This is a genomic window from Novilysobacter antarcticus, assembly GCF_019802285.1.
GTDB classification, from domain to species: Bacteria; Pseudomonadota; Gammaproteobacteria; order Xanthomonadales; family Xanthomonadaceae; genus Novilysobacter; species Novilysobacter antarcticus.
Genome location: NZ_JAIEUJ010000003.1, coordinates 206,783 through 218,244 on the forward strand (window position 1 = coordinate 206,783; position 11,462 = coordinate 218,244).

Genomic DNA, 11,462 nt, shown 5'->3' on the forward strand with positions numbered 1-11,462 from the left:
GGGGCTCTTTCCATTTCCGCCAGGGGCTCCAGGGCCCAGCGCGATTCAGTCCGGCGGCCGGTCAGGCCTTCGTGAACACCAGGTTGCCGCGCTCGGCATCGACGTGGATGGTCTCGCCGCTGAGGAACTCGCCCGACAGGATCTTGCTGGCCAGCGGGTTCTCCAGTTGCTGCTGGATCGCGCGCTTGAGTGGGCGCGCGCCGTAGACCGGGTCAAAGCCGACATCGGCCAGCAACGCCAGTGCGCTGTCGGACAACTCCAGCGCCAGTCCACGTTCGGCCAGACGCTTGTCCAGACCGTGCAGCTGGACCTTGGCGATCTCGCGGATCTGCTGCTTGTCCAGCGAATGGAACACGACGATGTCGTCCAAACGGTTGATGAACTCCGGGCGGAAGTGGCTCTGCACCACGCCCATCACCGCGGCCTTCATTTGCGTGTAGCTCTCGGGTGAATCGTCGCCATCCATTTCCTGGATCATCTGACTGCCCAGGTTGGAGGTCATCACGATCACCGTGTTGCGGAAATCGACCGTGCGGCCCTGGCCGTCGGTCAGACGGCCGTCGTCGAGCACCTGCAGCAGGATGTTGAACACGTCCGGGTGCGCCTTTTCGACCTCGTCCAGCAGGATCACGCTGTAGGGGCGGCGGCGGACCGCCTCGGTCAGGTAACCGCCCTCCTCGTAGCCGACGTAGCCCGGGGGCGCACCAACCAGCCGGCTGACCGCGTGCTTCTCCATGAACTCGCTCATGTCGATGCGGATCATTGCCTCGGAACTGTCGAACAGGAACTCGGCCAGCGCCTTGCACAGCTCGGTCTTGCCGACACCCGTGGGACCGAGGAACAGGAAGGAACCCGACGGCCGGTTGGGATCGGACAGCCCGGCACGCGAGCGGCGCACCGAGTCGGAAACGACCTTGATCGCCTCGTCCTGGCCAATGACCCGCTGGTGCAGCAGGTCTTCCATCTGCAGCAGCTTCTCGCGCTCGCCCTCAAGCATCTTCGCCACCGGAATGCCGGTCCAGCGGCTGACCACCTCGGCGATCTCCTCGTCGGTCACCTTGTCCTGCAGGAGGGTGAAGCCCTTGGTCTCGGCTTCGTGCGCGGCCTGGGCCTGCTTCTCCAGCTCGGGCAGGCGGCCGTACTGGATCTCGCTCATGCGGGCGTAGTCCTGGGCGCGCTGCGCGGCCTCCAATTCCAGCTTGGCCGCCTCGATCTTCTCCTTGATCTTCGTGGCGCCCTGCAACGTTGCCTTCTCGGCCTTCCAGACCTCCTCCAGGTCGTTGAACTCGCGCTCAAGCACGGCGATCTCGTCCTCGAGGTCGGCCAGGCGCTGCTTGGACGCGTCGTCCTTTTCCTTCTTCAGTGCCTCGCGCTGGATCTTCAGCTGGATCAGCCGGCGTTCCTTGCGGTCCAGCTCCTCGGGCTTGGAGTCGATTTCCATCCGGATCCGGCTGGCGGCCTCGTCCATCAGGTCGATCGCCTTGTCGGGCAACTGGCGATCGGCGATGTAACGGTGGCTCAGGGTCGCGGCGGCGACGATCGCCGGGTCGGTGATCTCCACCCCGTGGTGCACCGCGTAGCGCTCCTTCAGCCCGCGCAGGATGGCGATGGTGTCCTCCACGCTCGGCTCGCCAACCAGCACCTTCTGGAAGCGCCGCTCCAGCGCGGCGTCCTTCTCGATGTACTGGCGGTACTCGTCCAGCGTGGTCGCGCCGATGCAGTGCAGCTCGCCGCGCGCCAGCGCTGGCTTGAGCATGTTGCCGGCGTCCATCGAGCCTTCGGCCTTGCCCGCGCCGACCACGGTGTGCAACTCGTCGATGAACAGGATCACCTGGCCCTCGCTCTTGGCCAGGTCGCTGAGCACGCCCTTGAGACGCTCCTCGAATTCGCCGCGGAACTTCGCTCCGGCGATCAGCGCGCCCATATCCAGCGACAGCAGGCGCCGGCCGCGCAGCCCTTCGGGCACCTCGTTGTTGATGATTCGCTGGGCCAGACCTTCGGCGATGGCGGTCTTGCCGACGCCGGGCTCGCCGATCAGCACCGGGTTGTTCTTGGTCCGGCGCTGCAGGACCTGGATGGTTCGACGGATTTCCTCGTCGCGACCGATCACCGGGTCGAGCTTGCCCGACTCGGCCAGCGCGGTCAGGTCGACGGTGTATTTCTCCAGCGCCTGCCGCTGGTCCTCGGCATTTTCCGACTGCACAGCCTCACCTCCACGAATCTTGTCGATCGCCGCCTCCAGGCGGGACTTGTCCGCACCGGCGGCCTTCAGCGCGCGACCGGTTTCTCCACCATCCTCCAACGCGGCCAGCACGAACAGCTCGGTGGCGATGAAGCCATCCCCACGCTGCTGGGCGTACTTGTCGGTCAGGTTGAGCAGCCGCGAGAGATCGTTGCCAACACTGACGTTTCCGGCCTGGCCGGACACGGTCGGCAGTTTCTGCAGCGCCTCACCGAGCCGCTCGCGCAGAAGCGGTACGTTGACGCCCGCCTGCGACAGCAGCGGTCGCGTGCTGCCGTCTTTCTGGTCGATCAGAGCCGTCAGCAGGTGCACCGGTTCGATGACGCTGTGGTCGCGCCCGACCGCCATTGATTGCGCGTCGGCAAGCGCTTGCTGGAAGCGCGATGTGAGCTTGTCCATCCGCATGTCGTGTCCTCAAGGGTCAGGGCGACCACGCCGGGTCGCGATAACCCAGACATGAGGTTTGCAGCGCCCAGTTCAAGATCCCGCGGCGACTGTCGCTCGCCGGTCAGCATCGCTACAACACCATCCGGGCATGCTTGCATGCTTCAGGCAACGCTCCGGGGCAGGCGCACCAGCGCTGATTGCCCCCACTAGAGAACCCCGGGACGGCCGACCAACGGCTTGAGCAATCTCCACAATCGCGAGTCCAACATGCCCCAATACGACCCCCAGGCACTGCAGCAGAAGTACGAGCGCTGGCGCGAGCTGCACCGGCAACAGGAGCAGGCTCAAGCGCAGTGGCTCGAGGCGGAGGCGCTGCTTCACGAGCTGCAGGCGTACTACCAAAGCCTTCAGTGGCGCGAGGATCACGCCAACAATGTGCCGATCGAATGCAACAACGGCGAATACTGCATCCTCAGCGAGGACACCCTGTGGAACATGCTGACCGACCGCGACGAGGTGGCGAAACGCTGGATGCGCCTCGGGCTTGATGCGTTCGACCGCAACTAGCCGTTTGAACTCGACCCGCGTGACCCGGTTCGGGTTCAGGCATCCGGTTGCAGCCACACCAATGACGCCATCCGTCCGGTCCGCTGGTCGCGACGGTGCGAGTAGAAGCGCGCGGGTTCGGCGATCGTGCACAGCCCGCCGCCGTAGATACGGTCCGCCGCCAGTCCCGCCTGCATCAGCCGTCGCCGGGCCAGCGCGTACAGATCGACATTCCAGTGCCCCTGCCGGGTTGCAATGAACGCGCTTTCCGCCAACGCGTCGCGCGACACGAACGCCTCGCGGACCTCGGCACCGACCTCGTAACGCTGCGGCCCGGCCGCCGGCCCAAGCCAGGCGATCAGCCGCTCCGGCGGGGCCGTCATCGCGGCCACCGTGGCTTCCAGTACGCCGCCCGCCAGGCCCCGCCAGCCGGCATGCGCCGCACCCACCTCGCTGCCGTCATCGGCGCAGAACAGCACCGGCAGGCAGTCGGCGGTAAGGATGGCAAGCACGGTGCCGGGAACGGAAGTCACCGCGGCGTCGGCTTCCGGTTCGGTGATGTCCGCATTTCCACGACGCGCGCCCGCACGGAACACTGTCGTTCCATGCACCTGCCGCAACCACACGGGCGCTGAGGGCAGTCCCGCCAGAGCGATCAGTGCCGCACGGTTGGCGTCCACCGCCGACGGATCGTCACCATCCAGTGCATAACGGTTGCCAAGGTTGAACCGGTCGAATGGCGCCAAGGACCCGCCTGCGCCGTAGCGCAGCGTGGTCAACCCGTGCACCCCTCGCGGCGCGGGCCAATCAGCCCACAGGAGCGGAGAGGCCGCCACTCAGCGGCCTCGCTCGAGCGCCTCGGCGGTGTCGTCGCGCAGCGCCGTCACCAGGGCCTGCATGTCCTCCGGCATCGGTGCGCTGCACCGCACCGGCTCGTTGGTTACCGGATGCACGAACTCCAGCGTCTCGGCGTGCAAGGCCTGACGCCTGAACCCTTTCAGCGCGGTCACCAGCGACTCGTTGGCGCCGCGGGGCAGTTTCAGCGATCCGCCATACAGCGGATCACCGATGATCGGGTGCTTGAGGTGGGCCATGTGGACGCGGATCTGGTGGGTACGACCCGTTTCCAGCCGGCACTCCAGCAGGGTGTGCGCGCGAAAGCGCTCGCGCAGGCGGAAATGGGTGATCGCGTCGCGGCCGTCCTCACGCACCGCCATGCGGATGCGGTCGCGCGGGTGGCGATCAATCGGCGCCTTGGCGGTGCCGCCTGACACCAATGCACCCGACACCACGGCCAGGTACTGGCGATGGACCTCGCGCGATGACAGTTGCTCAACCAGTGCGGTATGGGCGACCAGCGTTCGGGCGACCACCATCACCCCGGAGGTGTCCTTGTCCAGGCGATGGACGATGCCCGCGCGCGGCAGTGCGTTCAGGTCCGGCTGGCGGTACAGCAGCGCGTTGACCAGGGTGCCGTCCGGATTGCCGGCGCCGGGATGCACGACCAGGCCGGCGGGTTTGTCGATGACGATCACGTGCTCGTCCTCGAACAGGACGTCCAGCGGAATGTCCTCCGGCTCCGAGCGGGTCTGTACGTCCGGCGTCACGTTCAGGCTGACCAGCTCGCCGCCGTGCACCGGATCGCGCGGGCGTACCGTATTGCCGTCCAGCAGGACCTCTCCGGACTTGATCCAGCCAGACAAGCGCGAGCGCGAATAGGACGGGAAGAGCTCCGCCACCACGGCATCGAAGCGGCGCCCGGCGGCGGCGGCGGGCACGGTGGCCTGGAGGGCGATGTCGGGTTGGCTCATTGGCAGGACACGGTTAAGGGCACACGGCGCGGGACTGCTATTATCGGCGCTTCGTGCCCCCGGCGCCCGTGATATCGACCATGACCCATCGTTATGCCCCCCTCCGCGCGCTGTCGCTGCTGCTGATCGTTGTCCTGATCGGCCCCGGCTGCTCGATGTTCAAGAAGAAAGACACCACTCCGGAGGCCGCGCCGGTCGAGGAACTCTACGAGAAAGGCCACTCCGCCATGAAGCGTGGCAACTGGTCCGCCGGTGCCGCCAACTTCAAGGGCCTGGTGGCCCAGTACCCGTACGGTCCCTATACCGAGCAGGCGCTGATCGAGACCGCCTACGCGCAGTACAAGGCCGGCAACCACGAGGAGGCGATCAGCAGCATCGACCGTTTCATCCGCACCTACCCGACCCACCGCAACATCGCCTACCTGTACTACCTGCGGGGGCTGGTGAACTCCAGCCGCGATACCGTATTCCTGCAGAAGGTCTGGAAGCTCGATCCCAGCCGCCGCGACCTGGCCACGCCGCACCAGGCCTACAACGACTTCTCCATCGTCGTAGAGCGCTATCCCAACAGCCGCTATTCCGCCGACGCGCGTGAGCGTATGGCGGAGCTGCAGAACACCTTCGCCCGACATGAGCTTGAAGTCTCGCTGTACAACCTGCGCCGCACCGCCTATGTCGCGGCGGTGGAACGCGCGACCTACCTGCTGGAGACTTACCCGGACAGCAAGTACCAGAATGACGCGATCGCCGCCTTGGCTGCTGCGTACACGGGCCTGGGCAACGAGACCCTGGCCGCCGATACCCGCGACCGCCTGCAGAAGGCCGATCCGAGTCATCCGTATCTGGCGGGCAGCTGGCCGAAGTTCCCGGGCGACTGGCGCAAGCTCAACCCGTTTGCACGCGAGAAGTCTGCGCTGGATTACTGAGCGGCACCCCGCGTTCGCGAAAACATCCGATGCATCAGGAAACGCCGCCTCCGGGCGGCGTTTTGCCGTGGACAGGATTCGCTACCGGCAGTACCGCCCGAAATCCTTGCTTCTCCAGCAGCTGCAGGAGTAGTTGCAGCGTCTCCACGTTGCGTCCATGCCGGGCGCCTTCATGCATCAGCACGATCACGCCCGGTGCCAGATCGCGTTCGATGCGGGCAACCACCGCTTGCGGATCTGCGGCCACGGCGTCGAACCCGCGGGCACTCCATGCAACACGGGCCAGGCCGTGTTCGCGCAGCGCGCTGGCCACGAACGGATTGGCCATGCCGACCACGGCGCGGAACCAGCGCGGCTGCACACCCGCGATTGCGGTCAGCTCTGCCTGCGCACGTCCGATCTGCTCGCGCATGCGGGCCGGACCCAGCGCCCAGAACATCGATTGAGGATGGCTGTGACTGTGGTTGCCGATCCCATGTCCGCGCCGCACGATTTCCCGCACCAGCTCGGGCCGCTCACGCGCGCGCTCGCCAACAAGGAAAAACGTCGCCTTGGCGCCGTGGGCATCCAACAGGTCCAGCACCGCTGCGGTGTCCGCGGATGGACCGTCGTCGATGGTGAGCCAGACCGCGCGCTCGCGGGTGGGCAGGCGGGTGAGAACAGGACTGAATAGCCGCGAGTCGGGTTTCAGCGTGCCCCACAGGAAGGACAGATGACTGGCCAGCATCGCCGCCAGGCCGACCGGCCAATCCCAGCGCCACCAGATTGCCGCTACCAGCAGTTGCGAGACGAGAAGGAGCATCCACCACGCGTGGGGGCGGCGGGGAACGCGGTGCGGTACGGGGATCGCCATGATCTGGATCATGCCAGCGTCAGCCACCCCTCGTTACACTGGCGAGCCAACCCGGGACGTAATCCGTCCGCACCTTACGGAAGCCTTGCCATGTCACTTGATCCCGCACTGCGTTCGCGCATCGAAGAACTGCTTACCAACAACCGCGTCGTCTTGTTCATGAAAGGCGAGCCAGCCGCGCCCCAGTGCGGGTTCTCGGCCAAAGCGGTCGGACTGCTGGGCGCCACCGGGGTGAAGTACCAGCACGTCGACGTGCTCTCGGACCCGGAGATCCGTGAAGGCATCAAGGTCTACGGCGAATGGCCGACGATCCCCCAGCTCTACATCGACAAAGAGCTGGTGGGCGGCAGCGACATCATCGAGCAGATCGCGCGCTCCGGCGAGCTGTATACCGCGCTGGGCGTGCCGGCCCCGGACCGCACCCCACCGGCGATCACCATCACCCCGGCAGCGGCGAAAATGCTTGGCGAGGCCGTGGGCAACGCCGGCAAGGGTTACGCGCTCCAGGTCGAGATCGACCCTCGCTTCAACGCCCGCCTGCAGCTGGCCCCGGTCGATGACAACGCCATTGCCAGCGAGGCCGAAGGCTTGCGCGTGCAGTTCGACATCGCCAGCGCCCAGCGCGCGCGCGGCCTGACGATTGACTGGGTCGAGGATGAGCGCGGCCGCGGTCTGGTGATCGACAATCCCAACGCGCCACCCAAGGTCGGCGCTCTGGATGTGACGGAGGCAGCCGCCAAGGTGGCCGACGGCAGCATCGTGCTGGTGGACGTGCGCCCCGCCGAGGAGCGTGCGATGGCCTCGGTCAAGGTTCCGTTCAAGACGCTCGACGGCAGCGGCCGTGAGCAGCTGGAGGCCCTGCCCAAGGACACCGGCCTGGCGTTTATCTGCCACACCGGTGCACGTAGTGCCCAACTGGCCGAGGACTTCCGCGCGCTCGGCTTCAAGCGCCTGTACAACGTTACCGGCGGCATCGCCGACTGGAGCGCGAAGGTCGATCCGGGCGTCCCGACCTACTGAGTCAGCACTGCGGGAGCGGCTTCAGCCACTGAAGCCGCCCTCGTCCAGCCACGCCTGCTCGGTCGGGGTGGTGGCGCGCCCGAACAGCGGGTTGCGGTGCGGGAACCGTCCGAACCGCTCGATGATCGCCTGATGGTGCAAGGCCCACTTGTCGGGTTCCTCTCCGGGCATGGTCCGGTGCAGTTCGACGGACCGCTGCTGCTGCATCGGGTCCTCGCTGTGCGTGAATGGCAGATAGAAGAACCGCCGCAGCTCCGGATCAATCTGGGTATCAAAGCCGTGCCCGACCGCGCGCGTGGCGACTTCGCAGGCCAGGGGATCAGTCGCGTAGGCGTGGGCGCTGCCGCGAAAGATGTGGCGCGGGATCTGGTCCAGCAGCAGGACCAGCGCCATCGCGCTTTCGGCCGACTCCAGCCACCCCTGCAACTCACCGCGCGACGCCGCCATGTGCGCCTCCAGCAGATGCTCGCGGCAGCGCCGGTCGAAGGCTTCGCCGCCCCCGAACCACTTGTCTGGGCCGGCCTCACGCCAGAATTCAAGGACCGCTTCGGCCGTCGTGTCCATCAGGCACCTCGTCAATGGGAATGGGTACCGAAGGTAGCAGGGCATGCGTTTAAGGCGCGGTGAGCCGCCATCCCGGCCGGCTGCATGACCATTGTCACTCTTGGCACCGTTGCGGTCCGCGGCTACGGTCAATACATGACCATGCTGGCGCCATCGCCGCCGCGACATACCGGGGAAAAATCCAAATGCTACGACCACACACCGCGCTCCTCACGGCAGCGCTGACACTGGCACTGGGCGTTGCGACGTCCACTGCCGACGCGCGCGCCTCCGCGCTCCCCGACCCCTACCCAAGCACCTATCAGGTCATCGCCTCGCCCGCCGTCCTGATCCAGGGCGCCACCGTGCTCACCGGCACCGGCGAGCGGATGGACGGCGCCGACGTGCTGATGGTGGACGGGCGAATCGCCGGGGTGGGTCAGAACCTGTCCGTGCCGGCCAACACCGCCGTCGTGGACGGACGCAACAAGTGGGTCACCCCCGGCATCATCGACGTGCACTCGCACCTGGGCGTGTACCCCAGTCCGGGCGTGCGCGCGCACAGCGACGGCAACGAGATGACAGCGCCGGTGACCGCCGCGGTCTGGGCCGAGCATTCGGTCTGGCCCCAGGATCCGGGCTTCAACGCCGCCCGCGCCGGCGGCATCACCTCGCTGCAGATCCTCCCGGGCTCGGCGAACCTGATCGGCGGCCGGGGAGTGACGTTGAAGAACGTGCCCGCGGTCAGCTATCAGGCAATGAAGTTTCCCGGCGCCCCGTGGGGGCTGAAGATGGCCTGCGGCGAGAATCCCAAGCGCGTCTACGGCGAAAAGGGCGGTCCGGCGACGCGCATGGGCAACGTCGCCGGCTATCGGGCCGCGTTCATCGAGGCCGCCGAGTACCTGAAAAAGAACGGCGGCGGCAACGATTCGGCGAAGAAGAAACGCGGCTGGGGCAAGCCCGACGAAGCCGAAAGCGCCGGCAAGCAGGACCTGAAGCTGGAAACCCTGGCCGGCGCAATCAACGGCGACATCCGCGTGCACATCCACTGCTACCGCGCCGATGAGATGGCCACGATGCTCGATCTGGCTGACGAGTTCGGCTTTCGCATCGCCGCCTTCCACCACGGCGTGGAGGCCTACAAGATTGCCGACAAACTGGCCCAGTCCGGCACCTGCGCCGCGCTCTGGTCCGACTGGTGGGGCTTCAAGCTGGAAGCCTTCGACGGCATCCAGGAAAACCTGGCGCTGGTCGACCGCCAGCCCGGCAGCTGCGCGATCCTGCACAGTGATTCGGCCGACGACATCCAGCGCCTCAACCAGGAGGCCGCCAAGGTGATGGCGCACGCGCAACTGGCCGGCATCGAGATCGCGCCCGAGCGCGCAATCCAGTGGCTGACCGCCAATCCGGCCAAATCCATGGGCATCGCCGATCAGACCGGCACCCTGGAAACGGGAAAAATGGCCGACGTGGTGCTCTGGAGCGGCAACCCCTTCAGCGTGTACACCAAGGCCGAGCAGGTCTATATCGACGGCGCGCGCGTGCACGACATCAACGATGCTTCCCGCCGGGCGACCTCCGACTTCATGCTCGGCCAGCCCGCCACCACCGGAGGTGCCCTGTGAAGCGCCTCGCCATGAGGTCGCTGGCTGCGGCCGTGCTGGCCCTGTGCGCACTCCCTGCCACCGCGCAGGAGTTGCTGATCCGCAACGCCACCGTGCATACCGGCTCGAGCCCGGCCACCTTGACCAACACCGACGTGCTCGTCAGCGGCGGCGTCATCCGGCAGATGGGTGCGGCACTGACCGCCCCGGCCGGCGTCCGCGTCGTCGAGGCCAACGAGCGCCGGCTGACCCCGGGGCTGTTCGGCGGGGTCACTGGTATCGGCATCGAGGAGGTCTCCGGCGAGCGGTCGACCGTGGACAGCCGGCTCGGGCTGGGCGCAGCGGGCATGCCGGTGCGACCGGAGTTCGACGTGACGCTGGCCTACAACCCCGACTCCCTGCTGCTGCCGGTTGCCCGCATCGAGGGCATTGGCTGGACCCTGGTGAGCGCCGGCAGTGACAGCGAGGGCTCGATCATCGGTGGTCAGGGCGGTGTGTTCCGCCTCGACGGCAGCGCGGATCCGATCGGACCAAAAGTCCTGTATGTCGATATCGGGGCGGATGCGGCCGGACTGAGCGGGCACTCGCGCGCCGCGCAGTGGATGATCCTGGACCAGCTCGTGGACGAGGTGCGCGGCCGGATCCCGGGCGACGCCAAGGTGGCATTGCTGACGCCTGCCGGACGCAAATCCCTGGCCACCTATCTCGACAACGGCGGCCGCGTCCTGGTTGGCGTGGATCGCGCCGCCGATATCCGCCAGCTGTTGCGCTGGTCGGCGAAAAACAAGGTGAAGATCGCCATTCTTGGCGGCGCTGAGGCCTGGAAACTGGCGCGCGAGTTGGCCGCTGCCGACGTGGCGGTGTTCGTCAATCCGCTGGACACCTTGCCGGGCGGTTTCGACCAGATCGGTGCGACGCCGGAAAACGCCGCTCGGCTGGCAGCGGCCGGCGTGGCGGTTGGCTTCAGCCAGAGCGGCGACGGGTCCCACAATGCGCGCAAGATCCGCCAGGCGGCGGGCAATGCCGTGGCCAACGGTCTGCCCTGGGAGGCCGGCGTCGCCGGATTGACCTCGGTGCCGGCGAAGGTCTTTGGTGTCGCTGACACGCTGGGCAGCATCGCCGTCGGCAAGCGCGCCGACCTGGTGCTGTGGAGCGGCGACCCGCTGGAGGTCAACGCGGTGGCCACCCAGGTCTGGTTCGACGGCAAACCGATCCAGATGCGCAGCCGGCAGACGGATCTGCGGGACCGATATCTGCAGCCGCACGTTCCGGCCGAGCGCGGCGGCCTGCCGCCGGCGTATCCAGCGGCAGTGCGTTAGTAGAAGCGCCGAGGACGCATACCCTTGGGTGCGAATGTCCCCCGGCACCGGTGAAGCCGGTGCCTCCTCCTTTACTTCACACCCAAGGGCATGCATCCCCGACGTTACGTAGTGGCGGCGGTTGCAGAAGGTAAACCCGGCGGCTGTGCACCGACAGCGCAGGGGCGGGACCTGCCGGCCTTCGGGGCGAAATAAAGGAGGAGGCCTCCGC

The 11,462-nt window shown here is 67.0% G+C and carries 10 protein-coding genes; 5 read left to right on the forward strand and 5 right to left on the reverse strand.

What is annotated here, in order from left to right; all coding sequences use genetic code 11:
• Positions 1-61 precede the first annotated feature (61 nt).
• Positions 62-2,647, reverse strand: coding sequence for an ATP-dependent chaperone ClpB (gene clpB / locus KZ491_RS10015; protein WP_222565720.1), 2,586 nt, complete (start codon positions 2,645-2,647; stop codon positions 62-64).
• Between the two features lie 249 nt (positions 2,648-2,896).
• On the opposite strand from clpB, the gene KZ491_RS10020 reads away from it, so the two are divergent.
• A complete protein-coding gene (locus KZ491_RS10020) occupies positions 2,897-3,196 on the forward strand; it encodes a DUF4298 domain-containing protein (RefSeq protein ID WP_222565721.1) in 300 nt (99 codons plus the stop codon).
• A 35-nt stretch (positions 3,197-3,231) separates the two neighbouring features.
• Here KZ491_RS10020 and pgeF read toward each other — a convergent pair whose 3' ends face one another.
• Together pgeF and rluD are read right to left on the reverse strand one after the other, a co-directional pair.
• Entirely contained in the window at positions 3,232-4,011 is a 780-nt protein-coding gene (pgeF, locus tag KZ491_RS10025) for a peptidoglycan editing factor PgeF (protein ID WP_222565722.1), read from the reverse strand.
• A complete protein-coding gene (rluD, locus tag KZ491_RS10030; protein WP_222565723.1) occupies positions 4,012-4,986 on the reverse strand; it encodes a 23S rRNA pseudouridine(1911/1915/1917) synthase RluD in 975 nt (324 codons plus the stop codon).
• 80 nt (positions 4,987-5,066) lie between these two features.
• Here rluD and KZ491_RS10035 point away from each other — a divergent pair, with 80 nt between their 5' ends.
• Positions 5,067-5,912 (forward strand): outer membrane protein assembly factor BamD, encoded by an 846-nt coding sequence (locus KZ491_RS10035; protein ID WP_222565724.1) that lies wholly within the window; start codon positions 5,067-5,069, stop codon positions 5,910-5,912.
• A gap of 34 nt (positions 5,913-5,946) precedes the next feature.
• On the opposite strand, the gene KZ491_RS10040 is transcribed toward KZ491_RS10035, so the two are convergent.
• Positions 5,947-6,765, reverse strand: a complete 819-nt coding sequence (locus tag KZ491_RS10040) for a polysaccharide deacetylase family protein (protein ID WP_222565725.1) — start codon at positions 6,763-6,765, stop codon at positions 5,947-5,949.
• Between the two features lie 90 nt (positions 6,766-6,855).
• Here KZ491_RS10040 and grxD point away from each other — a divergent pair, with 90 nt between their 5' ends.
• On the forward strand, positions 6,856-7,785 hold the full coding sequence (gene grxD / locus KZ491_RS10045; RefSeq protein ID WP_222565726.1) for a Grx4 family monothiol glutaredoxin: 930 nt from the start codon (positions 6,856-6,858) through the stop codon (positions 7,783-7,785).
• A 21-nt stretch (positions 7,786-7,806) separates the two neighbouring features.
• Here the strand turns inward: grxD and KZ491_RS10050 are convergent, their stop codons facing one another.
• Positions 7,807-8,349 (reverse strand): DUF924 family protein, encoded by a 543-nt coding sequence (locus tag KZ491_RS10050; RefSeq protein ID WP_222565727.1) that lies wholly within the window; start codon positions 8,347-8,349, stop codon positions 7,807-7,809.
• A 185-nt stretch (positions 8,350-8,534) separates the two neighbouring features.
• Here KZ491_RS10050 and KZ491_RS10055 point away from each other — a divergent pair, with 185 nt between their 5' ends.
• Entirely contained in the window at positions 8,535-9,953 is a 1,419-nt protein-coding gene (locus KZ491_RS10055; protein ID WP_222565728.1) for an amidohydrolase, read from the forward strand.
• Between the two features lie 11 nt (positions 9,954-9,964).
• A complete protein-coding gene (locus tag KZ491_RS10060; RefSeq protein WP_222565940.1) occupies positions 9,965-11,251 on the forward strand; it encodes an amidohydrolase family protein in 1,287 nt (428 codons plus the stop codon).
• The last annotated feature ends 211 nt before the right edge of the window (positions 11,252-11,462 follow it).

Coding starts and splice junctions, on each gene's coding strand:
- clpB (WP_222565720.1), bottom strand. CDS start 2,647: ATGCGGATGGACAAGCTCACATCGCGCTTCCAGCAAGCGCTTGCCGAC.
- KZ491_RS10020 (WP_222565721.1), top strand. CDS start 2,897: ATGCCCCAATACGACCCCCAGGCACTGCAGCAGAAGTACGAGCGCTGG.
- rluD (WP_222565723.1), bottom strand. CDS start 4,986: ATGAGCCAACCCGACATCGCCCTCCAGGCCACCGTGCCCGCCGCCGCC.
- KZ491_RS10035 (WP_222565724.1), top strand. CDS start 5,067: ATGACCCATCGTTATGCCCCCCTCCGCGCGCTGTCGCTGCTGCTGATC.
- KZ491_RS10040 (WP_222565725.1), bottom strand. CDS start 6,765: ATGGCGATCCCCGTACCGCACCGCGTTCCCCGCCGCCCCCACGCGTGG.
- grxD (WP_222565726.1), top strand. CDS start 6,856: ATGTCACTTGATCCCGCACTGCGTTCGCGCATCGAAGAACTGCTTACC.
- KZ491_RS10050 (WP_222565727.1), bottom strand. CDS start 8,349: ATGGACACGACGGCCGAAGCGGTCCTTGAATTCTGGCGTGAGGCCGGC.
- KZ491_RS10055 (WP_222565728.1), top strand. CDS start 8,535: ATGCTACGACCACACACCGCGCTCCTCACGGCAGCGCTGACACTGGCA.
- KZ491_RS10060 (WP_222565940.1), top strand. CDS start 9,965: ATGAGGTCGCTGGCTGCGGCCGTGCTGGCCCTGTGCGCACTCCCTGCC.